At 74.2% G+C, this 25395-nt stretch carries 21 protein-coding genes; 11 read left to right on the top strand and 10 right to left on the bottom strand.

What is annotated here, in order from left to right:
• Positions 1-9 precede the first annotated feature (9 nt).
• On the bottom strand, positions 10-1641 hold the full coding sequence (locus ACFWPT_RS32805; protein WP_380486240.1) for an ATP-binding protein: 1632 nt from the start codon (positions 1639-1641) through the stop codon (positions 10-12).
• A gap of 498 nt (positions 1642-2139) precedes the next feature.
• Here ACFWPT_RS32805 and ACFWPT_RS32800 point away from each other — a divergent pair, with 498 nt between their 5' ends.
• The 5 genes from ACFWPT_RS32800 to ACFWPT_RS32780 all read left to right on the top strand — a co-directional run bounded on the left by ACFWPT_RS32800 (position 2140) and on the right by ACFWPT_RS32780 (position 7700).
• Positions 2140-2775, top strand: a complete 636-nt coding sequence (locus ACFWPT_RS32800) for a Crp/Fnr family transcriptional regulator (protein WP_380486238.1) — start codon at positions 2140-2142, stop codon at positions 2773-2775.
• Positions 2776-2933: 158 nt separating this feature from the next.
• A complete protein-coding gene (locus ACFWPT_RS32795; RefSeq protein WP_380376029.1) occupies positions 2934-3947 on the top strand; it encodes a hypothetical protein in 1014 nt (337 codons plus the stop codon).
• Entirely contained in the window at positions 3944-6175 is a 2232-nt protein-coding gene (locus tag ACFWPT_RS32790; protein ID WP_380486236.1) for a hypothetical protein, read from the top strand. The genes ACFWPT_RS32795 and ACFWPT_RS32790 overlap by 4 nt, the downstream gene beginning before the upstream one ends.
• Positions 6172-7131, top strand: a complete 960-nt coding sequence (locus ACFWPT_RS32785) for a hypothetical protein (RefSeq protein WP_380486234.1) — start codon at positions 6172-6174, stop codon at positions 7129-7131. Before ACFWPT_RS32790 ends, ACFWPT_RS32785 begins: the two co-directional genes overlap by 4 nt.
• Entirely contained in the window at positions 7128-7700 is a 573-nt protein-coding gene (locus tag ACFWPT_RS32780; RefSeq protein ID WP_380486232.1) for a Pycsar system effector family protein, read from the top strand. The genes ACFWPT_RS32785 and ACFWPT_RS32780 overlap by 4 nt, the downstream gene beginning before the upstream one ends.
• A 61-nt stretch (positions 7701-7761) precedes the next feature.
• Here the strand turns inward: ACFWPT_RS32780 and ACFWPT_RS32775 are convergent, their stop codons facing one another.
• Positions 7762-8472, bottom strand: coding sequence for a response regulator (locus ACFWPT_RS32775; RefSeq protein ID WP_380486229.1), 711 nt, complete (start codon positions 8470-8472; stop codon positions 7762-7764).
• A complete protein-coding gene (locus tag ACFWPT_RS32770) occupies positions 8469-9677 on the bottom strand; it encodes a sensor histidine kinase (RefSeq protein WP_380486227.1) in 1209 nt (402 codons plus the stop codon). The genes ACFWPT_RS32775 and ACFWPT_RS32770 overlap by 4 nt, the downstream gene beginning before the upstream one ends.
• 187 nt (positions 9678-9864) lie before the next feature.
• On the opposite strand from ACFWPT_RS32770, the gene ACFWPT_RS32765 reads away from it, so the two are divergent.
• The 3 genes from ACFWPT_RS32765 (at position 9865) to ACFWPT_RS32755 (ending at position 13883) form a co-directional block, all read left to right on the top strand.
• A complete protein-coding gene (locus ACFWPT_RS32765; protein ID WP_380486225.1) occupies positions 9865-10797 on the top strand; it encodes an ATP-binding cassette domain-containing protein in 933 nt (310 codons plus the stop codon).
• 34 nt (positions 10798-10831) lie between these two features.
• Positions 10832-11614, top strand: a complete 783-nt coding sequence (locus tag ACFWPT_RS32760; RefSeq protein ID WP_380486223.1) for a hypothetical protein — start codon at positions 10832-10834, stop codon at positions 11612-11614.
• A gap of 88 nt (positions 11615-11702) precedes the next feature.
• Positions 11703-13883: a HEAT repeat domain-containing protein gene (locus ACFWPT_RS32755; RefSeq protein ID WP_380486221.1), complete on the top strand. Its 2181-nt coding sequence runs from the start codon at positions 11703-11705 to the stop codon at positions 13881-13883.
• Between the two features lie 63 nt (positions 13884-13946).
• Here ACFWPT_RS32755 and ACFWPT_RS32750 read toward each other — a convergent pair whose 3' ends face one another.
• On the bottom strand, positions 13947-16316 hold the full coding sequence (locus ACFWPT_RS32750) for a lamin tail domain-containing protein (RefSeq protein ID WP_380376014.1): 2370 nt from the start codon (positions 16314-16316) through the stop codon (positions 13947-13949).
• 304 nt (positions 16317-16620) lie between these two features.
• On the opposite strand from ACFWPT_RS32750, the gene ACFWPT_RS32745 reads away from it, so the two are divergent.
• Positions 16621-18072 (top strand): WGR domain-containing protein, encoded by a 1452-nt coding sequence (locus tag ACFWPT_RS32745; RefSeq protein WP_244293240.1) that lies wholly within the window; start codon positions 16621-16623, stop codon positions 18070-18072.
• 87 nt (positions 18073-18159) lie between these two features.
• Here ACFWPT_RS32745 and ACFWPT_RS32740 read toward each other — a convergent pair whose 3' ends face one another.
• The 3 genes from ACFWPT_RS32740 to ACFWPT_RS32730 all read right to left on the bottom strand — a co-directional run bounded on the left by ACFWPT_RS32740 (position 18160) and on the right by ACFWPT_RS32730 (position 20538).
• Entirely contained in the window at positions 18160-19167 is a 1008-nt protein-coding gene (locus ACFWPT_RS32740) for an NADP-dependent oxidoreductase (RefSeq protein WP_380486219.1), read from the bottom strand.
• A gap of 94 nt (positions 19168-19261) precedes the next feature.
• Positions 19262-19702 (bottom strand): nucleoside deaminase, encoded by a 441-nt coding sequence (locus tag ACFWPT_RS32735; RefSeq protein WP_380486217.1) that lies wholly within the window; start codon positions 19700-19702, stop codon positions 19262-19264.
• Positions 19699-20538, bottom strand: coding sequence for a TIGR03619 family F420-dependent LLM class oxidoreductase (locus tag ACFWPT_RS32730; protein ID WP_380486215.1), 840 nt, complete (start codon positions 20536-20538; stop codon positions 19699-19701). The genes ACFWPT_RS32735 and ACFWPT_RS32730 overlap by 4 nt, the downstream gene beginning before the upstream one ends.
• Before the next feature lie 93 nt (positions 20539-20631).
• Here ACFWPT_RS32730 and ACFWPT_RS32725 point away from each other — a divergent pair, with 93 nt between their 5' ends.
• Positions 20632-21078, top strand: a complete 447-nt coding sequence (locus ACFWPT_RS32725) for an Lrp/AsnC family transcriptional regulator (RefSeq protein WP_380486213.1) — start codon at positions 20632-20634, stop codon at positions 21076-21078.
• Positions 21079-21112: 34 nt separating this feature from the next.
• Here ACFWPT_RS32725 and ACFWPT_RS32720 read toward each other — a convergent pair whose 3' ends face one another.
• From ACFWPT_RS32720 to ACFWPT_RS32710, 3 genes are all read right to left on the bottom strand, one after another.
• Positions 21113-22150 carry an LLM class flavin-dependent oxidoreductase gene (locus tag ACFWPT_RS32720; RefSeq protein WP_380486211.1) on the bottom strand — a complete coding sequence of 346 codons (1038 nt, stop codon included), beginning with the start codon at positions 22148-22150 and terminating at the stop codon, positions 21113-21115.
• Positions 22151-22362: 212 nt separating this feature from the next.
• Positions 22363-22752, bottom strand: a complete 390-nt coding sequence (locus ACFWPT_RS32715; RefSeq protein ID WP_063345914.1) for an SCO5389 family protein — start codon at positions 22750-22752, stop codon at positions 22363-22365.
• Between the two features lie 81 nt (positions 22753-22833).
• Positions 22834-24372, bottom strand: coding sequence for an MFS transporter (locus ACFWPT_RS32710; protein WP_380486209.1), 1539 nt, complete (start codon positions 24370-24372; stop codon positions 22834-22836).
• 203 nt (positions 24373-24575) lie between these two features.
• Here ACFWPT_RS32710 and ACFWPT_RS32705 point away from each other — a divergent pair, with 203 nt between their 5' ends.
• A complete protein-coding gene (locus tag ACFWPT_RS32705; RefSeq protein ID WP_380381042.1) occupies positions 24576-25331 on the top strand; it encodes a class I SAM-dependent methyltransferase in 756 nt (251 codons plus the stop codon).
• The last annotated feature ends 64 nt before the right edge of the window (positions 25332-25395 follow it).

The raw sequence follows: 25395 nt of genomic DNA, 5'->3' as shown, positions 1-25395 counted from the left end.
GGTGCGGAATCACTGCTCGCCTTTCCCTGCCGTCTCTTCACTGGTCTGACCGGCCGAACTCGCAGCCGGCCCATGGCCGTTGATCCCCTCGGTGAACGCCTCCAGCCAGAGGCCGGGCTGTACCGGCTCCTTGGCGTGGCGCCCTCCCGTCCCCGGGGCGGGGCCCGCGGCGGGCCCCGAGGCCGGGTTGCCGTACTGTCCGGCGGTCCGGGCCGAGCCGGGGTAGCCCGCCGGAGGGGTCGGCGGGCGCCGCCGCCGCTGCGGCAGGCCGTTCGCGGTGCGCTCGGTCACCACCACCTCGTCGTCCCCCGGGCCCGGCCCGCTCGGCGCCCACGGACCGGACGCCCCGAAGGACGGTCCGGCGGACGGCCCCGCCACGCCGGTCGTCGCCGCCCGCGCCCCCCACGGCCGCGACGGGGCCGCCGACTTGGGCGGGTTCGCCGGGAGCGGCCGGGGGCCGGAGAACGCGCCGATCCCGTGCGCCCGCCCGGTCGGGGGCGCGGTCGTGACCAACTCCTGCGGCACCACCAGCACGACCCGGACGCCGCCGTAGGCGGAACGGCGCAGCGAGATCTGGAAGCCGTACGCCTGGCACAGCCGGCCGACCACCGCGAAGCCCAGCCGGGGCGACTCGGTGAGGTCGTCCAGGTCCTTGGAGACCTGGGCCTCGCGCAGACTGCGCTCGGCGCGGATCCGGGCCTCGTCGGTCAGGCCGAGGCCGCCGTCCTCGATCTCGATCGCTATGCCGCTCTGCACCTCGGCGGCACTCAGGTGCACATGGGTGTGCGGCGGCGAGTAGCGGGTGGCGTTGTCGAGCAGTTCGGAGACGGCGTGGATCAGCGGCTCGACGGCCGGTCCGATCACCGACACCTGGGCCACCGGGTGCAGGTCCACCCGCTGGTACTCCAGGATGCGCGACATGCCGCCGCGCAGCACGCTGTAGAGCGCCACCGGCCTGGTCCACTGACGGCCGGGGCGGGCGCCGGACAGGACGGCGATGCTGTCGGCGAGGCGGCCGGTCAGCGCGTTGCCGTGGTCCAGGCGCAGCAGGTCGTCGAAGACCGCCGGGTCGTTGCCGTGCCGGTCCTCCATCTCGCGCAGGTCCTTGGCCTGCCGGTGGATGATCGCCTGCACCCGGCGGGCGATGTTGACGAAGGCCCGCTCGGCGGAGTCGCGCCGGTTCACCTCGTCGTCGACGGCGACGATGATCCCGCGCACCACCGACTCCAGCGCGCCCCGGAACTTCGGCGCGGCCAGCGGATCGCGCACCTGGTACGACCGGGCCAGGCTGTCCATCGACGCGCCGTACCGGGCCCGGGCCACCAGCCTCGGCAGCTCCTCCTTCGCCAGCCGCACCGCCTCGGCCTCCTGGCCGGCCAGCCGCCGCTGCAACTCGCCCACCTGCCGGGCGTGCTGCTCCCGCAACGCGGCCAGCGCACGCCCCCGGCGGGCCGACTCGGCGGCCACCACGGCCACCAGCACGGTGCCCGTCGCCCCGCACCAGAGCACCTCCGCACGGACCCCGGCGGACACCACCGCCGCGGCGGCCGCCACGGCCGCCGCCATCACGGCGGTGGGCAGCAGCCACCCGAGCAGGGGCGCGGACGGCCGTCTGGCGGGTGATGATCCAGCTCGAAGCATTCTCGGCATCCTCAAACGATCGGAACAGTACGGGGACGGGCGACGGCCGGCGCCGGAGGCATGGTGATGCAGCATAGCCAAGTTCAGGACAATACTGACGGAAACTCAAGAATCCAGCTGTACAGCCGACTTGTCCCGCCGTTCCGGACATGCCGGACATCTCGCACACCAGTCTCAGCCCCGGCCGGCCGCCGTCCCGCCACCAGGCTTCTCGCCCCGCCCCGCGCGCGCCGCCAACCCGCCCCGGATTCGCTCATGCGAAGGGTTTCTTCGCCAATTCCCCGCCCCATCAGTCCAGTTCGTGCTAAGACGCACCCTCTGCGCCAACCCCGACCGGACCGACCCCCCTCCCGGGGGCCGCCACCACCGGGGCGCCCAAGGGAAATTCCGGCGGGAGACCGCATCCGTCTGCGCACCCGTCGCGGCGGCTCCTAAGGTCGTCGCATGAACGATCACGGCCGAACGGCGGACCCCCTGGGCCAGACCCTGTGCCGACTCATGGGTGAAGTGACCTGGAAGAGCATGCTGGCGGAGGCTTTCGAGCGCCGGCATCCGATCGGCGCCACCCTGCTGCGCCAGGCGGAGCCCGGAACGCACGTGCTCGCCCTGCTGAGCGGGGTGGCGAAGGTGACCCGACGGGAGCGCACCGGAGACGTCAGGCTGCTGGCGTTCCGCGGCCCCGGTGAACTGCTCGGCGAGGTGGCCGTGCTGGACGACGGGGTCCGTTCGGCGAGCGTCCAGGCGATCTCGGACTGCACGGTCGCGGTCCTCACCAAGGGCGCGTTCCTGCGGTTCGTCACGGACCGGGACCTGTTCCCGGTGATGGTCCGCTACGCCATCGGCAGGCTGCGGGAATCGGACCTCGCCCGCAGCGGCGGCGACATCGTGGTCCGGCTGGCGGCCGCCCTGGCCGCCCTGGCCGACGTCTCCGCGGACCCGGCGGGGCCGCCGGGTCGGTGTACGGAACTCGCCCTGACCCGCGACGAACTGGCCCAGCACCTCGGGGTGTCCCGGAACACCGTCACCGCGGGCCTGGCCGAACTCGGCTCCCACCAGGTCCACGCCGGACGGAAGTCGATCGTCATCGGTGACCTGTCCGCGCTCCGGCGGGTGGCCGACGGGGCGCGTGACTGACGCGGCGCCGGCCTGCTCGGAGGGGGCTCGCACGACTGATGCTGCGTCAGTTCGTGTGACGGGCGTCACCAGGTTTCCGCACTGAGCGAGCACACCGCACGGCGCGCGCTCGCGAAGCTTGGGGCACACGGTCCGCACGGGAACCACAAGGAGCACAGATGTCGCAGTCCGACCAGCCGATGCCCGAGGCCAGCGCCCTGCCCTACAGCCGGAGCCGCCAGCTGCCGCCGTACCGGGGCATCGTGGCAGTCGACGCCAAGGACTTCACCGGCTACCCGGCCATCGAGCACGGCATGATCAGCCAGGCCGTCCCGAAGGTCCTCCAGTGGTCCTTCGAGCGCGCCGGGCTCGCCGAGGTCTGGCACGGCCGCCGGTTCCCCGCCTCCACCGGCGACGGCTACGTCTTCGGCTTCGACCCCGCGTGGATGCCGTTCCTGATCCACCCGTGGCTGCACACCCTCCAGGAGGTGCTGACCGAGTTCAACGTGCACTCGGTCGGGACGGTGCGGATCCGGCTGCGGGTCAGCCTCCACATCGGGCCGCTGCCCGACTCCGGCGGCGAGTTCGACGGCAACGGCACGCCCCGCAACGACACCCACCGCCTGCTCGACTCCCGCCCGGTGAAGGCCATGCTGGCCGCCTCCAACGAGAGCATCACCCAGGTCGCCGCCATCCTGTCCGACCGCTGCTACCAGGACGCGGTGGCGGGCGGATTCACCGGCCGCCACCCCGACCACTTCATCGAGGTGCCGGCCACCGTAGAGGGCAAGCAGTTCGACCAGCGGGCCTGGCTGTACGTGCCCGCTCCCTCAGGGAACCTCTACGACCGCCGCATCCTGGGCGACGCCGTGGTCGGGGAGCACGAGCGGGCGCAGGCCGCGGCGGCGGAGCCGGCGGCCGGGCAGGCGGACGGCGGCCGCGCGGGGAGCGGGCCGGTGAGCTACCGGGCCGACCGCGGAAACGTGAACGGCGGCGGCACGGTGCACGGCGGCCAGCACGTCACCAACGTGGAGGGCGGCCAACAGGTCACCAACGTGGAGGGCGATCAGCGGGTCACCAAGGTGCGCGGCGACTCCTTCGGGGGCGACTACGTGGCGGGCCACAAGGCCGGTACGGTCCACGGCAACCAGGGCGACACCTTCCACGGTGACAAGAAGGAGCGCCGCCGGTGAGCGCCGAGGAGCGGCCGTCCGGCGCCGGCCAGTCCGGCGACCGCCCCGACGGCCCGGCGTCCAACGGCCCGGCGCCCGGCCAGGACGGGACCGAGCCCGGATACCCGGACCCGGACGACGCCGACGACTTTGCCGACCCCGACCGGGAGTTCCTCAGCCGGCTCGGCCGCTGGGCGGCCCCCGGTGGGCCCCATCTGATCTACGCCCCGAACGGCAACATCAACACCGGCGCCGTGCACGGGGACCAGCGCGTCGAGAACGCCGGCGCGACGTCCGCCCCGGGCGGCCCGCACGTGGAGGCGCACGAAGGCCCGATCTCCGCACTGGAGATCCTGGATGCGCGGGCCGGCTTCGCCCAGCCCGAGTGGTTCCCCTCGGCGCTGGGGCAGTTGGACACCGGCCTGCTGTTCCTGGCGGGCGAGCCCGGCACCGGGCGCCGCACCGCGGCCCTCAACCTGCTGTCCCAGCACAGCGGGCACAGCATGAAGCTGCGCGCGCTCGACAGCGACGAGGACCTGTCCACCTGGCGCCCCCGCGACGCCGAGGCCCGCGGGTACCTGGTGCACGGCCTGCTGCCCACCCTCCGGCTGGGCCCGGCGGTGGTCGCCAACCTCCGCCGCCTGCTGGCGGATGCGAGGGCACGCATGGTGGTCATGCTGCCGCACGACCCGGACCTGCTCCGCAGCCTCGCCCGCGACCTGGACCTCACCCCGGTGCGCTGCGTGCCCCCACCGCCCGGCGTGGTCTTCGAGGCCCGTCTGAAGGCCGCCGTCCCCGACCCCGACCGGCGTCGGCACCTGCTGGAGCGGCTGCGGCCGGGACTGGATGACCTCCTGGCGTCGGAACTGGTCCCCGCCCAGGTCGCCGAACTGGTCGCCGAGGTGGCCAGGGCCGGTGACGAGGGCCCCGACCTCGCCGATCTCCGCAGGCGGCTCAGCTTCCTCGCCGAGAAGGAGGTCCCCGATCTGCTGAAGAAGCTGCACGACGACCCGGACGGACTCGCGTTCCTGCTGGCGACCAGCGTCTTCGAAGGACTCGACCACCGGATCGTCCGGGACGAGGCCGACCGGCTGCTCAAGCTGGCCGATGGCCGTCTCGACTCCGTCCTGCCGACGGGCGGTGACGACGGCCAGAGCGGCGCGGTGAGCCGGGAGGCTCCCCGCCCGAACCCGCGCTTCGTCTTCCGGCGGTCGCTGGACGAACTCCTGGCGACCGTCCGGGCCGAGTGCGCGCCCGGCGAGATCCGGGCGACCTCCCGCTACACCTACACAGTGGAGCCGGTGCGCTTCACCCGGCACCGCCAGGCCGAGACGGTGCTGCGGCACGTCTGGCGGCAGTACGGCGAGTTGTCCAGGCTGCTGACCGATTGGATGGACACGGTCCCCGAAAAGGCCCCCGAGCTGGCCGTGCCCTTGGGGCGTGTGGTTGGTCTGGCGGCCAGCTGGGGTGGCGGTCGGAGCGCCTTGAAACACATCGCCGACCTGGCCAAGTCGGAGCGCGGGCAGAGCCGGAGTGCGGCCGCCTTCGCCCTGAGTATCGCGGGGCAGGACCCGGTATTGGCCAGTGAGGTGAAGTACCGACTCACGGATTGGAGCTACGCACGCAGCTGGCGGCTGCGATCCACGGCCGCCGACGCCTGTGGAAGGGACTACGGAGTGTCCCGGCCGGAGTTCGCGATGTCGCTCCTGCGGCGCTGCTACCAGGGGCGGGAGGGCGACGAGTTGAGGGTCGCGGCAGCCGTCCGGCGGGCACTGCAGGCGTTGTTCGCGGCAGGAAATCAGGCGCTGGTCCTGCGCCGTCTTGCGGCCTGGGCAGACCGTTCCGAGTCTGATGCCGAACTCTCGCTCCAGGTTTTCCCTGCTCTGCTGTGGGATCCGTCCTGGCTCCAGGACCAGCTGCTCACCGACGGCGAGCTCGCCGACATCGTGATCACCTTCGTTCGGCGGTCGCTCAACGACGAGGGCCTCTTCGGCGAAACCAGCCGTGCACTGCGCTTCTGGTGCGCCTCGGCGGTCTGGAACGAACAGCTGCGCGCCGCCGTGGAGACGCTGCTGACCGCGCTCGCCCAGGAGATGAGCCTCGGTGAAATGCGCCTGTTCGTCGAGATCGACGCTGACGACAACCCCGACCTGGCCGGACGGCACATCGCCCAGCACGCCCTGGACGCCTGGCGCCGGGGTGAACCGCAGCCGTACCGGCCCGCCCCCGCCGATGGAGGAGCCCGATGACCGCCGACAGCGACCCGCCCGTCTATGCCCGCGCCACCCAGGCGCCGTGGCGGGAGACCCTGCGCCACCGCTGGTCCGGGCGGCGCGACCGCGCGCTGGTCCTGCTGGACCGGGACGGGCTCTACCACCAGGTGGGGCACCGCCGCCGCGCCCGCGCCGACGAGGACCCGGATCTGGAGGGTTCGGTGGCGGTCCGGACGGGCCTGCGCGGATTCGACGAGGCCTACCTGGTCGAGCTCGACGAGCGGTCCGGGACGCGGGCGGTCGGCCTGTCGACCCCGTACGGCACGAAGTCGGTGGACGTCCACGTCCTGTGGTGGGTGCACGACGCCGTGAACGTCGTGCGGGCGCGGACCGTGCGGGGCTGGCTGCCGGTCCGCAAGGATCTCGAACAGCGTCTGCGCCAGCTCAAGGAGCAGTTCGCCACCGCCGGGCACGGGCTGACCGAGGCCGAGCTGATGCACTACCTCGCGACGCCCCACCTCCTGCCGCACTGCGGCCTCGGCTACCGAGTCACGGACGTGTCCGCCCGGGAGCACGACGCCGAACTGCGGCTCGGGGAGCCGGACGGGGCCGACGTGCCCTACAACTGGATGGACAAGAGCGAGGACGAGTACGCGTTCTGCCGCCGGGCCGTTCAGGAGGGCCCGGTGTCGCTCGCGGCGCTCTGGCTGGCCAGACACCCGGACCAGGTCCGGGAGGTCCTGGATTGGGCGGTCGGCCACGCCGAACTGCTCCGGGGTGAGACCACCTGGCAGGACCAACTGGCGCTGATGCTCGGCAAGTTGAGCGAGCAGGAGAGGCAGGAGCTGTCCCGGATGCTGCGCGACCGCCTCATCGCGCTCGGACGGCGGGTGCCGGGCCCCGGGCCGCAGGGCGCCGGGCCGGAGTTCGTCGAGATCCGCTCGCAGGCCAACGGTTGGGCGGGCGGCGTGGCGAACGGGAGCCCGGTGTGACCGCCGCCGGCATACCCGGCGGCCGGGTGCCGACCGCACCGACCACCGCACCGACCACCGCCCCGGACGCCGCCCCGAGCCCGTCGGCGGTGGCGGCGATCGAGCGCCTGGTGGCCGCCAACAGCATGGAGCTCACCCGGGCCGACGCCAAGGCCGCCGTGTTCCTGGCGTTCACCGGCGCGGTTCTCGGGGTGTTCATCCCGCTGGGCGGGGGCGGTGGCGGATCCGGGCCCCGTGCCTGGGCGGTGCCGTTCCTGTGGTGGAGCGCGGTGGTGAGCGCGCTGCTGGCCGTCGCCTGCTTCGTGGCCGCCCTCGTCCCCCGGTACCGGAAGGGCGAGCGGCAGGCCCCGACCAGCCCGGCCTACTTCGGGCACATCGCGCCGGGTGCGGGGGTGGAGCGGCTGCGCCGCGCCTTCGAGTGCGGGGGTCGTGATCCGGTGGGGGCGCTGTTGTCCTCGCTGGCCGGGACCAGTGCGATCATCCGGGCGAAGTACCGCTGGATCGAGGTCGGAACCGCCGTGCTGCTCCTCGCGCTGCCCCAGTTCGCGCTGACCCTGCGGCTGGCCTGAGGCCGGTCTGAGGAGATGTCCCGTCCACGGTCCGCCCCAGGGCTCCTGGGGCGGGCGGCCGTCAGGACTCGACGAGGGTTGCGCGGTAGGCGGTGATCACCAGGTGCACGCGGTCCCGGGCGGCGAGCTTGGCCAGCAGGTGGCCGACGTGCGTTTTGACCGTGCCGGTGCTGACGGACAGCTGCTCGGCGATCTCGGCGTTGGTCAACCCGCGGCCGATCAGTGTCAGCACCTCCAACTCCCGCCCGGTGACGGCGCGCAGGACCCGCTCCCGCTCGTCGCCGCCGGGCGTGGCGGTCGCCGGCTCGGCGGCCGGCCGGGCGGCGAACTCGCGGATCAGCCGGCGGGTGACGCTCGGGGCCAGCAGCGCCTCCCCGGCGGCGACCACCCGGATCGCGGCCAGCAGTTCCTCGGGCGGGGTCGACTTCAGCAGGAAGCCGGACGCCCCCGCGCGCAGCGCGCCGTAGATGTACTCGTCGAGGTCGAAGGTGGTGAGGATCAGGATCCGCACGGCGCTCTCGGCGGTGATCTGCCGGGTGGCCGCCAGGCCGTCCGTGCCCGGCATCCGGATGTCCATCAGCACCACGTCCGGCTGCCCGGCGCGGGCCAGCCGGACGGCCTGCGCCCCGTCGGCGGCCTCGCCCACCACCTCGAAGGCGTCGGCGGCGGCCACGATCCCGGCCAGGCCCGCCCGTACCAGGGTCTGGTCGTCGGCCACCACGACCCGGATCGGTGGGCCGGCGGGTGCCCCGTTCGCGGCGTCTCCCGTCACGACGTTTCCTGCCCGCCCGCGTCGGCCAGCGGCAGCACGGCGCGCACCCGGAACCCGCCGCCCGGCAGCGGCCCGGCCTCCAACCGGCCCTCGTACAGCCCGACCCGCTCGGCCATTCCCGCCAATCCGTGCCCGCCGACCCCGACCGGCCCGCCGCGACCGGCGTCGCTCACCTCCAGCACCAGCGCCTCCTCCTCGAACTCCACGGCGACCCGCGCCTCGACCGCGTGCGCGTGCTTCACCACGTTGGTCAGCGCCTCCTGGACGATCCGGAACGCGGACAGCTCGACCCCGTCGGACAGCTCCCGGACCACGCCGCCCACCCGCAGCTCCACCCGCACCCCGGCCTCGGCGCTGCTCGCCACCAGCCGGTCCAGATCGGCCAGCCGGGGCGCGGGCGCGAGCCCGGCCCCGTCGGCGCCGCGCAGGACGGTCAGCAGGCCGCGCATCTCGACCATCGCGTCCCGGCTCACCGCCTGGATCGCGGCCAGCGCCTGCTCGGCCTGCGCCGGATTCCGCCCGATCACGAAACGGCCGTACCCGGCCTGGACGTTGACCACGCTCATGCTGTGCGCGATCACGTCGTGCAGCTCCCGGGCCAGCCGGATCCGCTCCTCGGCCAGCTCCGCCGTGGCCAGGTCGACCTGGTGCCGGCGCAACTCGGCGCCGTACGCCCGGTAGCGGGCCACCGCGCAGCCGAGCGCCCACGCGGTGACGACCTCCAGCGCGGACAGCACGAGGTTGTTCCACAGCTCCCGCGACCCGAACCGGCTCAGCCCGGCCCCGACCAGGCCGAACGCCAGGACGGTGAGGCCCAGCCGCATCGGCCCGGCAGCCGCGACCAGGTAGACGACCATCGCCGCCGCGACCACCACCAGGAACCCGGCCAGGTTGGCGATCGTCAGCTGCCCGGCCACCGCGACCACCACCGCCCAGGTGGCGAACACCACCCCGGCCGCGGCCACCGGCGCGAGCCGGCGCAGCCCGGCGGCCGCGCCCACCGCCACGACGCACACCAGCACCGTCACCAGCTCCGCCGACGTCGGCTTCGGGTAGCCGCGGTGGTGCGGGTCGAACACCCGGTAGGCGTCCAGCACCCGGAACCAGGTGAGCACGGTCAGGGCCAGCGAGACCGCCAGGTCGACCGCGACCCAGTGGCCCGGGCGCAGCCTCCTGGTCACCGGCGGATGCGGAGCACGGGGCATTTCCCCAGGCTAGCGGCGGCCCCCGCGCCCGGCATCGCCCTGTGGGCCTACGACCACGGGCAGAGGCCGGCCCCGCCGAACGCCGTGATCTCCCCCCACGGCGGGACGCCCCGCACCGGGCCCGGGCGGGAGCGTGGAGCCCGCGTCGGCCCCCTCGGCCGACCGGGAAACCCGGAAAGGCACCACGATGATCGAGGTACGCGACCTCACCAAGCGCTACGGCGGCGCCGTCGCCGTGGACGGGCTGACCTTCACGGTCCGGCCGGGACAGGTCACCGGCTTCCTCGGGCCGAACGGCTCGGGCAAGTCCACCACGCTGCGGATGATCCTCGGCCTGGACGCCCCGACCAGCGGGCGGGCGACCGTCAACGGCCGGCCGTACGCGGCCCTGCGCCACCCGCTGCGGGAAGTCGGGGCGCTGCTCGACGCCGGCGCCGTCCACCCCGCCCGCTCCGCCTACCACCACCTGCTCGGCATCGCCGTCACCAACGGCATCGGGCCGTCCCGGGTCCGCGAGGTGCTGGCCCGCACCGGCCTGGAACAGGCGGCCCGCCGCAAGGCCGGGCGGTTCTCCCTCGGCATGAAGCAGCGCCTCGGCATCGCCGCCGCCCTGCTCGGCGACCCGCCCGTCCTACTGCTCGACGAACCGGTCAACGGGCTCGACCCGGAGGGCGTGCACTGGATCCGCACCCTGCTGCGCGACCTGGCCGCCGAGGGCCGGACCGTCCTGCTCTCCTCGCACCTGATGAGCGAGACGGCCGTCACCGCCGACCACCTGGTGATCATCGGGCGCGGCCGGCTCGTCGCGGACCGCCCCACCGCCGACTTCCTCGCCGAGAACGCGCGCACCGACGTCCTGGTCCGCTGCGCCCGGCCGGCCGAACTGGCCCGGCTGCTGCGCGCCGCCGGGGCCGTCCCGGTCACCGAGGAGCCCGGCGGGGCACTGGCCGTCGGCGGCCTGGAACCGGCGGCGATCGGCGAGCTGGCCGCGGCGCACGGCCTCGGCGTCCACGAACTCACCGTCCGGCAGGCCTCGTTGGAGCAGGCGTTCCTGGACGCCACCGGCGAGACCGTCGACTACCGCGCCACCACCGGTACGTCCGGAAGGCGGACCGCATGACGGTCACCACCACTACGTCCGGAAAGAGGACCACATGACCGCCCCCACCACCCGAGGCGCACTGGCCGGCGAGTGGGTCAAGCTGCGCAGCGTCCGCGCGACCCCGCTCACCGCCGTCGTCGCGCTCGCCGCCGCCCTGTTCATCGGCCTGATCGACTACGGCAGCGCCGCCGACAACTGGGACGTCTGGACGGCCGTCCAGCGCGAGCGCTTCGACCCCGTCCGCTACGGCTTCTCCGGCGGCTTCTACGTCGCTGTCCTGGCGATCGGCACGCTGGGGACCCTGGCCGCCTCCAGCGAGTACACCACCGGCCAGATCCGCAGCACCCTGGCCGCCGTGCCCCGGCGGGGCCAGGTGTTCGCGGCCAAGGCGCTGGTGGTCGGCGGGGTGTCGGCGCTGCTCGGGCAGCTGCTGGCGTTCCTGACCTTCCTGCTCGGCCAACGGGCCCTGGCCGGGAAGCACCTGGCCGTGTCGCTCGGCGACCCGGGCGTGGCGCGCGCGGTCGTCGGCTGCGGCGTGTTCCTCTCCGTCTTCGCCCTGCTCGGCCTGGCGCTCGGCTTCCTGGTGCGCCACACCGCGGGCGCCGTCGCCGTGCTGTTCGGCCTGTTCTTCCTCTCGCCGATGCTGCTGGCGCCGCTCGGTGACGGCGCCACCCGGTTCGGCCTGCAGAGCGTCTTCGAGGGCCTGGGCAGCACCGTCGCCTCCGCGGGCGGCATCGACCGGCTCGGCGCGGCCGGCTGCCTGGCCACCCTCGCCGGCTACCTCGCCGTCGCCCTCACCCTGGCCGCCCTCGGCCTGACCCGCCGGGATGCCTGACCCTCCCGCCGGGACGCCTGACCCGCCGGGAGGCCTGAGCACTACGGGACGCCTGAGTACTGTCGGTGGCGGCTGCGATGATCCGCCCATGGACCTCGCCCACGCCCTCGACGGACTCGACGCCCACCCCTGGGCGGCCGTCTCGCACGCCTACGGACCCGCCGAAAACCTGCCCGGCCTGCTGCGCGCGCTCGCCGCCGGCGGCGAGCAGGCCGACGAGGCGCTCGCCGAGCTCTACTCGTGCATCCTCCACCAGGGCTCGGTGTACACGGCCAGCGCGGACGCCGTCCCCTATCTGGCCCGGATCGCGGCGGCCGGCTGCGGGACGGTCGAAGTCCTGGGCCTGCTCGGCGGGTTGGCCGAGAGCGAGGGTGAGTGGGACGGAGCGCGGGACGGGGATCGGGACGGGGAGCGGGAGGGCGGCGGGGAGGTCCCGCCCGCCCCCGTCCGGGCCGCTGTCGTCGGCCAACTCCCGTTGCTGCTGCCGCTGCTGGCGGACGGCAGCGCCGCCGTCCGGCAGGCCGCCGCCTGGGCCGTCGGCCAGACCAGGGCCGTCGAGGCCGCCCTGCCCGCGCTGCGTCGCCGCTGGGCGAGCGAGACCGACCCCGTCGTCCGCGGTGAACTGCTCACCGCTCTCGGCCGGTTGGACCGGTCCGGGGCCGCGGCCGAGGTCGGGCCGCTGCTGGGCGAGGGCACGCCGGCGCCGCTGCGCCTGGCCGCGGTCCTCGCCGGGTTGGACGCGGGCGAGCCGTGGACGGGCGCCCACCACGCCGCCGTCCTCGCCCTGCTGCCCGCCGACCCGGTCGCCGTCGACCGGTACGACCTGGACCGCCGGGAGCCGTTGCGCGTGATCACCGAGGAGCTGCTGCTGCGCGGGACGCCCGCCGACCGCGACGCCGCCTACGCCCTGTTCGACCGGGCCCTGTGCGACGAGCGCCCCGAGGTGCGGGCCGAGGCCGTCTGGGCGGCCGACCACGCCTGCCAGCTGTCGCGCAGCGCGCCCCGGCGGCTGCTTCCGGCGCTCGCCCAGCTCGTCGCCGACCCCGACGTGGCGCACCTGCTCGGCAACCTCGGCCCGGCCGCCGCCGAGGCCGCCCCGGGGCTGGCCGCCCGGGCCGCGCAGGCCGAGGACGGGCCCGCCGACGAGGCCCTGGCCGCGCTCGTCCTGGTCGCACCCCGGACGGCGGCCCCGCTGCTCGCCCGTGCCCTGGGCCGGCGCCCGCGCGCGCTGGAGGCCGCGGCCGGCCAGCGGGCCCCCGCCGACGCGCCGTTCCCCTTCGACCCCGAGCTGCTCGCGGCCGTCCGCGCCCGGCTGACGGCCGGGCAGCTCGGCGGCAACGAGCACCACCAGCTGTTCCGCCTGGTGCGCCAGTGGGGCCGCGCGGCCGCCTCGGCCCTGCCCGAGCTGTGCGCGGTGCTGCCGCACCGCCCGGAGGCGGCGGCCGCCGTCGCGGCCGTCGCGGTGGACGGCCCGGCGGCGGAGCGTGACCGCGCCGCCGCCGCGCTGCGGGAGGTGCCCGGTTCCGTCGCGGCGGCCCGGGCGCTGTACGACCTCACCGGTGATCCCGAGGCGCTGCTCGGGGTACTCGCCGACCGGCTCGCGGCCGGCCCGTACGCGGTCGCCGAGGCCGCCCGGGCCGCCGCCGGCCTGGGCCCCGGGGCCCTCCTGCTGGCCCCTGCCCTGCGCGCCGCGCTGAGCGCCGGAGGCGTGCCCGACACTTCCCCGATGCCCGACACTTCCCCAGTGCCCGATACCTCGCCGGTGCTGGAGGCCGACCTGGCGGTGGCCGACGCGCTGTGGCGGATCACCGGGGCCGCGGCCGAGGTCGTCCCGATCCTGGACGGCGTCCTGCGGCGCGCCGATGACGGGGCGTGGTTCGACCGGACGGCCGTCCGCGCGGCCCGCGTCGCCGCCCTCCTGGGGCCGGCCGCCCGCCCGCTCACCGCCAGGCTCGACGGGCTGCTCGCCGACCGGGTGAAGGCCCCGGCCGCCGTGCTGGCCCTCCTCGCGGTGGCCGACGGCGCCGCTCTCGACCGAGGGCGCCTGGTCGAGGCCGCCCTGCGCGCGGCCGAGACCGGGTCGGACCTCCGGGGCGCGGGCGAGGCCCTGGCGGCCCTGGGCACCACCGCCCTGGACGACGGTCAGCGCCGCCGCCTGGCCGACCTCGCCGGGCGCGACCGCCGGATCGTCGGGGGCTGTTTCGCGGGCGCCGGCATCCGCGACGACGAGGCCCTGCGCGCCCTGCTGGCCGCCGTGGCCGGAGGCTGAACGGCGAACGCGGTGCCGGCCTCCCCGCCAGGGGTGAGGCCGGCACCGCGCCGGTGTCGTGCGTCAGGGCAGCGGGATCCGCACGACCTGCGGGTCGTGGTCGCTCAGCTGGGTGCTGAACTCGCTGTTGATGTGCACGATGTCGTAGCTGTACGGCTTCGCCGCCAGCGCGCCGGAGATGAGGATGTGGTCCAGCACCTGGGAGTTGCCCTCGTACACGTAGGTGTAGCGCTCGGGCAGCGGCAGGGTGCGCGGCAGGTCGGTCAGCGAGCCGCCGGCGGTGAGGATGTCGGCGGTCTGCGAGAACTCGAAGTCGTTGAGGTCGCCGAGCACGATGACCGCCGCGTTCGGGTCCACCGCCAGGATCTGGTCGGTGAAGCTCTTCACCGCCGTCGCCTGGTTGTGGCGCTGGGTCTCGGACGGGTGCGCGGGCGGCTGGTAGCGGCCGAACAGGGGCTGGTCCCCGCCCTTGGAGTTGAAGTGGTTGGCGATCACGAAGACCGGCTTGCCGTTCCAGCGGAACTCGCCGGCGAGCGGCTTGCGGCTGGAGTTGAACGCCGTGTTGGTCGGGTCGATCCGGCCGGGGGAGTAGGCGAGTTGGGGCGTGCCGCCGTTGTTGACCACCGAGTCGGCGGTGGTGGAGCCGGCGCCGGGGCGGTCGGTGAAGCTCAGGCCGCGGTCGGTGCGGAACAGGAACACCTGGCGGATGTTGCCGCCGGGCTGGCCGCCGTCCTGGCCGTCCACCGGGTCGATCTGGCGGTAGGAGTAGGCCGGGCCGCCGGCCGCCGAGATGGCGGCGGTGAGCTTGGCGAGGGTCTGGTCGGGGGCGGTGGTGCCGTCGTCGGTGGGGCCGCTGTTGTCCTGGATCTCCTCCAGGGCGACGAGGTCGGGCGCGCGCAGGTTGGTGACGATGCCCGCCGCGAGGCCGTCGAACTTGCTCTGCGGGTCGGCGGGGGAGAGGTTCTCCACGTTGAAGGTGGCGGCGGCGAGCTGGCCGGCCGTCGGGGCGGCGGTGACCTCGGGGGCGAGGTTGCCGGAGGTGACCGCCGGGGTCGCGGTGACCTGGAGCTTGAAGTTGCCGAAGGAGTAGTCGAGCACGCCGACGGTCGCGCCGGTCAGGGTGTCGCCGACGTTGGCGGCCGGGGTGGGCGCGAGCGCGTTCGCCAGGGTCACCCGCTCCGGGTTGCCGTCGTTCGCCTGGAGCAGGATGCCGCCCCGGTTGGTGCGGGTGGTGCTGCCCTGGGGCACGACGGGGAGGTCGCCGTACTTGTTGCTGGGGCCGACCACGGCCGCGTTGTCGATCTCGACCCGCATGCCCTCCAGCGAGGCCCAGAAGTCGATGCCGTCGGTGGCGGGTTGGTAGTTCCCGGCGGTCTCGACGTCCCCGCCGGTGACGCTGGAGATCACCGCCGCCGGGGGCACCCGCCCGCCGAGGCCGACCAGGGTGGGCGCGGGCAGCGGCGCGTTGTGGGCGAGCACCGTGACGCTGGGCGCGGTGAGTTCGGTGATCGACAGGTTGGTGGTGCCGCCGCTGCCGCCGGGGCGGTACTGGCTGACGGTGGCGCTCACCGTGACGGAGTCGCCGACGGCGACGGTGGGCGCGCCGGCGGTGTAGACGTAGACGCCCTCGCTGGTGCCGGGGTCGTTGTCGGGCTGCGGGTCCTGGTACCAGAAGCCGTTGGGCCCGACGGCGGTGACCACGCCGGGCACCGCGCTCACGGCGCTGCCGGCGAGCGGGGAGGTGCGGGCCGCGCCCTGGATGTCGTGTATTCGGGCGCCGGTGGTGGTGCCGCCGCCGGTGGAGGCGGAGTTGCGCGGCGTCGGGGCGCCGATGGTGAAGTCCGCCGCGTTGTTGTCGGTGTCGGTGGCGCCGCCGCCGACGCGCAGGGCGGCGGTGGCGTTGGACAGGTTGCCGGTCGGCGAGCCCTCGGCGGAGCTGGCGCTCGACCCGTAGCCGACCAGGTCCTTCACTCCGGGCTGCGTCGCGCAGCCCGAACCGCAGGTCAGCGCCGTGCCGTTGGTGACCAGCGCGACCTTGCCGGAGGTCGCGGCCAGGTTGAGGGTCCCGGTGGCGTCCGGCGTCGGCAGCGCCGCGCCCGTCCCGGCCCCGGCGGCCTCCTGCACCAGGAGGAAACGCCCCGGCGCGATCGTGCCGGACAGGGTGGTCCGGCCCCAGGACGTGCCGCCCGCCGAGGCGTACTGCACCGTCCAGCCGGTGACGGACACCGGCGCGGTGCCGCGGTTGTACAGCTCGATGAAGTCGTTGGCGTACGGGGCACCGGAGTTGCCGCCCCCGCCGTACACCTGGCTGATCACCACGTCGGGTGACGCCGCCTGGGCGACGCCGCCGGGCAGCGCCAGCAGCGCCCCCACCACGGCTGCGGCGGACGCCCCCGCCATCGCTCTGCGCCGGACTCGCTGGGTACTCCGCATGAGCTTCCTCCTGACGGCCGCTCGGGCTGGTGGCCCGGCGGTCTGAGCACGGACAAGAAAGTTCGGGCGCTGCGGTTCTAGCAACGCCACCCGATCCCTACCGTGCGCGGCGGGCGACGGCCAGATGTACGGCGGAAGAATGGTTCGTGAGGCGACAAGTGGGAAGCGGGGTTCCGGGCAAGCCCAGCGGGACGCGCTGTCAGTGCCGCCCCCTAGGTTGGGGGTTGTCGGTGAGCGGGGCCGCGAACAGGCCCCGTCTCGCCTCCCGTCTCCGTTGCCCGAAAACCCGAAAGGGGACTTCGTCGTGTCCGTCGCCGTGGAAGAGCAGGTCACCTACCTCGAACTGTCCGAGGAGGAGGGGAGCGCGCACAAGTTCTACGAGGTGCGGCTCGCCGGCAGTACGGTGACGGTCCGGTACGGGCGGATCGGCGAGGAGGGGCAGGCCAAGTCGACCAGCTTCCCGAGCGCCGAGAAGGCCGCGGCGTCGGCGGCCAAGAAGATCGGCGAGAAGGTCCGCAAGGGCTACGCGCCGGCCGTCCAGGGCGTGCGCCAGCGCCGGGCGGTGACCAGGCGGCAGCTCGTCAGCACCCGTTCGACGGCGAACCAGGCGCCGCTGCTGTGGCGGTTCCGCTCCGGCTCGCCGGCCTTCGGCGTCTTCGTCGGCGAGGAGCACGCCTGGGTCGGCAACGAGCGCGGCGACGTCTACACCCTCACCCACGACGGCGAGGTCACCGCCCGGTTCGGCCTGCCGGACGGCGTCAAGTGCATCGTCGCCGACGACTGGTGGATCTACGCGGGCTGCGACGACGGCAAGGTGTACGACCTGGGTGGGAAGGTCCCCCGGGTGGCGTACGAGATAGCCGAGGACGTGGACATCTTCTGGCTCGACATCCACGACGGCGTCCTCGGCGTCGCCGACGAACGCGGCGGGCTGACCACCGTCGACCACGAGGACGAGTTCCAGTGGCGCCGCAAGGCCGAGGGTCGCTCCGGCTGGATGGTGCGCTGCGACGCGGACGGCGTCTACCACGGCCACTCGCGCGGCGTCGCCCGCTACGCGGCGCGCGGCGGCGACCAGCTGTGGCACACCGCGACCAAGGGCGAGGTGCTGTTCGGCTGGCAGGAGGCCGACGAGGTGTTCGCCGGCACCGGGCGCGGCTGGGTGCACCGGCTGCGCAAGTCCGACGGCTCCGAGGTCGCCGCCTACCGCTGCGACGCCGCCGTGTTCTCCTGCGCGGCCTCCCCGGACGGCGAGTACGTCTTCGCCGGGGACAACCACTCCTCGGTGTACTGCTTCGCCGCCGACGGCACCCGGTTGTGGAAGCTCGCCACCGGCTGCGGCTCCGCGTACAGCATGCAGTACCGGGACGGGCGGCTCTACCTGGTGACCACGGACGGCTCGCTCGCCTGCCTGGACGCGAGCGAGCAGGCCGTCCGGGCGGCCGAGGGCGGGACGCTGCCGGCCACCGCCGAGGTGCGTAACGCCGGCTGGGAGGCGGTTCGGCCGGGCACGGCCCTGGAGACGGTGGTCACCGGCACCGGCGGCCTGCCCGGCGGCGGGATCGAGGTCGAGTGCGTGCAGGACGGCGCCCGGCTGCGGGTGCGGGTGGTGTCGGCGGGCTTCGACCCGGGCCGGCGGGTGCAGTTCCCGAAGGACGTCCGGGTCGCGGGGGCGCGGTACCTGGTCGCCGAGGTGCGGGAGTCCGCCTCGGGCGGCTTCTACCGGGCGCGCGGCGAGATCAAGCGCCTGCTCTGAACACCCCCGGTGCGGCGGCGGACACCACGTCGCCGCCGCACCGGGCCGGGATCAGGCCGGAGTTCAGGCCAGAGCTGAGACCTGAGCTCAGGCCAGCCGCAGCACCAGCTTGCCGGTGTTCTCCCCGCGGAAGAGCATCCCGAGGACGGTCGGGAAGTCGTCCACCGTCCCCTCCACCACGTGCTCCTTGACCTTGATCCGGCCGTCCGCGATCCAGCCCGCGAGCTCCCGGGCCGCCTCCGGGTAGCGGGGCGCGTAGTCGAACACCACGAAGCCCTCCATCCGGGCCCGCCGCACCAGCAGTGACAGGTAGTTGGACGGGCCCTGCACGGCGGTCTCGTTGTTGTACTGGCTGATCGCCCCGCAGAGCACCACCCGGGCGTGCATCGCGAGCCGGGTGAGCGCGGCGTCCAGGACGTCCCCGCCGACGTTGTCGAAGTACACGTCGATGCCGTCGGGCGCGTGGTCGCGCAGCGCCTTGCGGAGGTCCTCGGAGTGGTAGTCGATCGCCGCGTCGAAGCCCAGTTCCCCGGTGAGCAGCGCGCACTTCTCGGGGCCGCCCGCGATGCCGACCACCCGGCAGCCCTTGATCCTGGCGATCTGCCCGACCAGGCTGCCGACGGCCCCGGCGGCGCCGGAGACCACCACGGTCTCGCCCTCCTTGAGCGCCCCGACGTCCAGCAGCCCGAAGTAGGCGGTCATCCCGGGCATGCCGAGCGCGCCGAGGTACGTCGACAGCGGCGCGAGCGCGGGGTCGACCTTCAGCGCGCCCTTGCCGTCCGAGACCACGTACTCCTGGACGCCGAAGCTGCCGACCACGTGGTCGCCGACGCGGAATTTCGGGTGGTCGGACTCGACGACCTCGACCACGGACCCGGCCCGCATCACCTCGCCCAGCCCGACCGGCGGCAGGTAGGACGGCCGGTCGTCCAGCCACCCGCGCATCGCCGGGTCCAGCGACACGTACCGCGTCCGCCCCACGAACTCCCCGGGCCCGGCCGCCCCCACCGGCTTCGACCCGTGTGCCCAGTCCTCCGCCCGCACCTCCCCGACCGGCCGACGGGCGAGGCGGATCTGACGGTTGGTCGCGGTCATGACGTCTCCTGGGGGCGCGTGCGGGCCTGCACTGGAGGCCCGAGTCTAAGCAAGCGCTTAGTCATCTGACCAGTGCCCGCCCGGCGCGTCGACGTCAGCGGCCTGGCCGGTAGTAGGCGTCGAGGGGTGCGCGCGCCTCGTCGAACAGGGCCGGGCCGTCCTGGGCCACCGTCGGCCAGGCGCCCGACTGCGGGTTGAGCTCGACGAGTTGCTCGGTGGAGAGCGCGAAGACCACCCGGCCGAGGCCGGAGCGGACGATGCCGCCGGCGCACATGCCGCAGGGCTGGCAGCTGGTGTAGAGGGTGGTGCGGGCGGCCAGGTCCGGGTCGAGTTCGCGGGCCGCCCAGCGGGCGAGCTTCAGCTCCGGGTGGGCCGTGATGTCGTCGTCGCGCCGCACCGTGTTGTGCGCCTCGGCGAGGATCGTGCCGTCCGGGCCGGCCAGCAGGGAGCCGTACGGTGCGTCGCCCAGGGCGACCGCCCGGGCCGCGAGGGCGACGGCGCGCCGCAGGAGGGTTTCGTCGGCCGGGGTGATCACGATCGGTCCTTCCAGTGGGTGGCCACGGTGGTGAGCGCCTGCCAGGCCGCGCGGGGCCGACGGGTCTCCTCCGGATCGCCGTGGTAGGGGTCGAGGACGACGGTGTCCGCGCCGAGCAGCCGCAGCTGGTCGAGGTCGTCGAGGACCTGCTCGACGGTGCCTACCCCGGCGGGCCGCTCGGGATCGTCGACCGGCGCCTCGGTGATCCGCAGGGCGATGCGGGGGGAGAACCCCGGCAGCGAGTGCTCCGCCAGGATCGAGCGCATCAGGGGCAGGGGGAGCCGCAGCGGGTGCCAGGCGTCGCCGAACCTGACCGCGCGCCGGATCGCCGCCCCGCTGTGGCCGCCGACCCAGACGGGCGTCGGGGCGGCGTGGCCCCCCGTCCCCATCCCCGCCCCCGGAGTCTCCGGACGCCAGGCGTCCCGCAGCACGCCCAGGTACTCGTCGGTCAGCCGGCCGCGCGCGGCGAACGGCACGCCGAGCGCGTCGAACTCCTGCCGCGCCCAGCCGACGCCCACCCCGAGGACGAACCGGCCGCCGCTGAGCCGGCTGAGGTTGGCGGCCAGCCGGGCCGTCAGCAGCGGGTGCCGGTAGGGCAGGATCAGCACGCTCGTGCCCAGCCGCAGGTCCGTGGTGAGACCGGCCAGCCAGGACAGCGTGGTGAACGGCTCGTAGAACGGCTCCGGGTACCGCACGGCCACGTCCGGGGTGATGGTCACATGGTCCGACAGCATGAGGAGGTCGAAGCCGAGCCCCTCCGAGGTCCGCGCCCATTCGCGCAGCACGCCGGGGTCCGTCCCGGGCCCGAAGTTCGGTACGTTGACGCCAAGTTGCATGGACCGAGGCTATCCCGGTGATCATGGCCGACGGAACCGAACCATCCCGGTGATCATCGCTCTCCGCCGTGGTTCTGCCGGTAGGATCGCACAATGGCCGTGAATCTCGACGACGTCGACTGGCAGATCATCGGACAGCTGCAACGGGAGGCCCGGATCTCCCTCAGCGAGCTGGGGCGGCGGGTGAACCTCAGCTCGTCCGCCACCACGGAACGGGTGCGGAACCTGGAGACGCTGGGCGTCATCACCGGCTACCACGCCGTGGTCGACCTGGCCAAGGTCGGCTACCCCGTGCTCGCCGTCGTCCGGCTGAAGTACCCGGGCAACCGGCACGAGCCGCTGCGCCGGCTGCTCGCCGAGCGGCGGGAGCTCCTGGAGTGCCTGCGCACCACCGGCGACGACTGCTACACCCTCAAGGTCGCCGCGACCTCCATGGAGCATCTGGAGACGCTCGTGGACGAGCTGGCCGGCTTCGGCAGCACGACCACGAGCGTCGTCTACAGCCAGACGCTGCCCACCCGCGGCCCCGACCGGCCCTGAGCCGCCGCGCCCCTCGGCGCGGCCGGTCGCCGGGTCAGCCGTGCCCGGCCGAGGGCTGCCAGCCGAGGGCGGGGCCGAGGCGGGTGGCGAGGTCGGTGAGGATCTGCACGTAGTCCTGGTGGTCGAAGGTGAACGGCAGGGCGAAGGCGACCTCGTCGACCTCCTGGTAGCCGGCGTGGGCGTGCAGCCGCTCGGCGATCTCCTCGGACGGGCCGACCAGGTCGGGCGCGAACACCATCCGGGCCGGGCCCTGCGGGGCGAGGGTGCGCGGGGTGCGGGCGAGGGCGTACGCCTGGTACTTGGCGAGCTGTTCGGGGCTGGCACCGTCGGTGGGGATGACGACGAGGCCCTGGGAGACGCGGGCGCGCTCGCCGTGGGGGTGCTGGGCGCGGAAGGCGCGGATCTGGGTGCGCTGGATCTCGGCGAAGTCCTCGGACTCCCCGGGCTCCCCGGCCTTGACGATGCTGCTGGTGAGCAGGTTGAGCCCGTGCTCGCCGGCCCAGCGGGCGGAGCGCAGGCTGCCGGCGCCGTACCAGAGCCGGGAGGCGAGGCCGGGGGAATGCGGCTGGACCCGGCGGGAGTACACCTCGATGCCCTCGGTGCCGGCGAAGTCGGAGGCGGGTTCGCCGCGGACGAGGCCGAGGAGGCGCTCGGCGCGGCCGGTCCCGAAGTCCTCGTGCTCGCCGGTGTCGGGGTGGAGCGCGCCGCGGACCCGGTCGTAGTGGGTGGGCGGGCCGACGCTGAAGCCGGGGTTGAGGCGGCCGCCGGACAGGATGTCGACGGTGGCGAGGTCCTCGGCGAGGCGCAGCGGGTTCTCCCAGCCGAGCGGGGTGACGGCGGTGCCGAGGTGGATGCGGCTGGTGCGCTGGGAGGCGGCGGCGAGGACGGCGACGGGGGAGGAGATCCCGTACTGGAGGTGGCGGTGGCGCAGCCAGGCGCTGTCGAAGCCGAGCTGCTCGCCGAGGGTGATGAGGTCGAGGGTGGACTCGTGGCCCCGGCGCGGGTCGGCCTCGTCGAACAGTCCGATGGTCAGGAAGCCGAGTTTCCGCAGCGGTCGTGGGGTCGGCGGCATGGTGGGTGGCTCCGGGTGGTGTGAGGCGGCCCCGGGAGGGCCGGGCGGGTGGTGCCCGTCGAACGTACGCAGGCGGCTCGCGTCCCCACAAGATCGGCGCGGGATCGGACATCGGCGCGCAACACGGCGCAATCCCGTCTCCACATCGACCCGGTACGGGGCGCGGCGGGCCCCCCTCCCCCGGGCGGGGGTCCGCCGCGCGTCCGGGTGGGTCAGCAGCTGCGCAGCTCCGGGCTCTGGTTGCGGATCTGGTTGTGCAGCGAGGTGAACTCGCGGTAGGCGTCGCCGTCCTCGGTGCCGGGGCGGAAGGCGCCGACGCGGTGGCAGTTGACGAAGGCGAGCTTGACGCCGAAGTGGTCCTCCAGGCTGCCGCGGATGGCGTTGCTGGCGAGCGCGCGCAGCAGCTGGGCGCGCTCCTCGTCGGTGGGCGTGGTGTTGTCGGTGGTGAACTCGTCCTCGGTGGCGCTGAGTTCGGTGCTGAGCCCGGCGACGACCTGGTAGGCGTAGGGGAGGGAGGCGCGCACGGTGTCGAGGAAGTCGGCCTGGTTGACCCGGCCGTGCTCGGCCTGGGCGAGGAGGGCGGGGGAGACGTCGAGCGACATGGGTGTCCTCTTTCGCGGAGTCTGGTTATCGAAGATGAAAACCATTGCAAGATGGACTGTCGGCGATGTCCGGACGCCCTGTCAAGTGCCGTCCCCCGAAGGGCTGACGGGCGGCGCCTCCCGGTCGGCCCTGATGACGAACAGGGCGATCAGCGCCGCGAGCACGGCGAAGGCCAGGCCCATGTCGAACGCCCTGGAGATGCCGTGCGCCAGCACCTCGGAGGAGTACGGCGCCGGCAGCTTTCCGGTGGCCCGGAACCGGGCCGCCTGCTCCGGGGTGGCCTGCCGCAGGAACGCGCCGACCTGCCGGCCGGCCTCGGTGCGGCCGGCCGCGCCGTAGACCGTGACCAGGATCGACAGCCCCAGCGAGCCGCCCACCTGCTGGGTGGTGTTGAGCATGCCGGTGGCCGCGCCGGTCTCGTGCGGGGCGACCCGGGAGACCACCGTCAGCGTGGCCGGGACGAAGATCGAGCCCATCCCGAGGCCGAACAGCAGGGTCGGGCCGAGGACCCCGGTCAGGTAGCCGCTGTGGGCGTCGAGCCGGGTGGACCAGAACGCCCCGCCCGCCACCAACAGCGAGCCCACCACCAGGAACGGCCTGCGCCCGTACCGCAGCTGGTTGCGGGCGGCGAACTGGGCGGCGACGACGCTCGCGGCGCTGATCGGCAGGAAGGCGAGGCCGGCCCGCAGCGGGCTGAACCCGAGGACGTCCTGAACGAACAGGGTCATGAAGAAGAAGATGCTGAACATGGTCGCGGCCACGCAGAGCAGCAGCCCGTAGGCGCCGGAGCGGTTGCGGTCGCGGAACAGGTGCAGCGGGGTGATCGGCTGCGGCGCCCGCCGTTCGTGGAACAGGAAGGCCGCCAGCAGCAGCGCGGCGAGGCTGAACGAGGTGAGCGTCACGGGGTCGGTCCAGCCGTGGTCGGAGGCCCGGATGAAGCCGAAGACCAGCGAGACCATGCCCGCCGTGGCGGCGAACGCGCCGGTCAGGTCGAAGCGTCCGGGGTGCCGCTCGGACTCGTTGATGTAGAGCGGCGCCAGCAGCGCGATCGCGATGCCGATCGGCACGTTGACGAACAGCACCCACCGCCAGGAAAGCCAGGAGGTCAGTATCCCGCCGGCGAGCAGGCCGACGGCGCCGCCCGCCCCCGCGACGGCCGAGTACACGCCGAAGGCGCGGTTGCGGGCCGGGCCCTCCGGGAAGTTGGTCGCGATCAGGGCGAGCGCGGTCGGCGAGGCGATCGCCGCGCCCAGGCCCTGGAGTGCGCGCGCGGCCAGCAGCCAGCCGGAGGACTGCGCGACGCCGCCGAGCAGTGAGGCGAGGCTGAAGATCAGGACCCCGGCGACGAACACGCGCCGGCGCCCGAGGATGTCGCCCATCCGCCCGCCCAGCAGCAGGAGCCCGCCGAAGGTGAGGGTGTAGGCGTTGACGACCCAGGACAGGTCGGTGGTGTTGAACCTCAGCGCCTGCTGGATGTGCGGCAGGGCGATGTTCACGATCGTGACGTCGAGGACCACCATGAGCTGGGTGGCCGCGATGACGGTGAGGGCTGTCCCCGGGTGCTGGCCGCGTCGTGCGGGTGCGGGCGGCGCCGGGGCCAGGGCGCGCGAGGTGACCATGGCAGGTCCCCAATGGCTCGGGAGCGAACGACGGTGAGGGGCGGGTCCGTCCACTGACACCGGCAGTATCCCCGAGGTATAGGGAACACAATCGTTCATTACCGACAACCGGCTGATTCCGGACCCACACCACTCCTCCGGGCGCGGTGCGGCGGCGGAAAACCCGGGGCACGGCCCGCCGCGGTCGTGTCAGGATGCTCGGCATGTCTGCTCGTGCACTGAGCTTCGGCGCGATCGCCGAAGCCTACGAACGTTTCCGGCCGGGGTACCCTGACGAACTCTTCGACACGGTGGCGGCGTACGCGGGCCGGCCGGTGCGGACCGCACTGGAGATCGGTGCGGGCACCGGCAAGGCGACCCGGCTGTTCGCCGGGCGCGGGGTCGACGTCACGGCGACGGAGCCCGACGCGGCCATGCTCGCCGAACTGCGCAGGACGGCGCCCCCGAACGTGCGGACCGTCCGGGCCGCGTTCGAGGACCTGCGGCCGGGCGGGACGTACGACCTGGTCTACGCGGCGGCGGCCCTGCACTGGACGCGCCCGGAGGGCCGGTGGTCACGGGTGGCCGAACTGCTGGAGCCGGAGGGAGTGTTCGCCAACCTCGGCGGGCCGTTCCAGCTGGCCGACCCGGCCGTCGAGGAGGCCGTGCGGGCGGCCCGGGCGCCGTTCCTGGAGAGCGACGACGTCCCGTCCCCGGACGGGACCGCTCCCGAGGAGGAACTGCAGTGGCCGGGTACGGAGCTGGAACGGTCCCGGCTGTTCCGTGACGTCCGGCAGTCCGTCATCCGGCGGCGCCTGCTGGTGAGCGCCCCGTACTACCTCGGTCACCTGTCGACCGTCTCGGCGTACCTCCAACTGCCGCCGCCGAGGCGGCGGCGGGCCTTCGAGGCGATCGCGCGGGTGCTGCCCGAGACGGTCGAGATCGCGGCCGACCTCACCGTCCATCTCGCGCGCCGGTGATCCGGGCGGCCGGGACACCGACTCGCGCGCCGGTGATCCGGGCGGTCGGGACACCGGCTGTGAC

The organism is Kitasatospora sp. NPDC058478 (assembly GCF_042720345.1).
Lineage (GTDB): Bacteria > Actinomycetota > Actinomycetes > Streptomycetales > Streptomycetaceae > Kitasatospora.
Note: the sequence above shows the minus strand (reverse complement) of the source record. Positions and strands in the feature narration are given on the sequence as shown.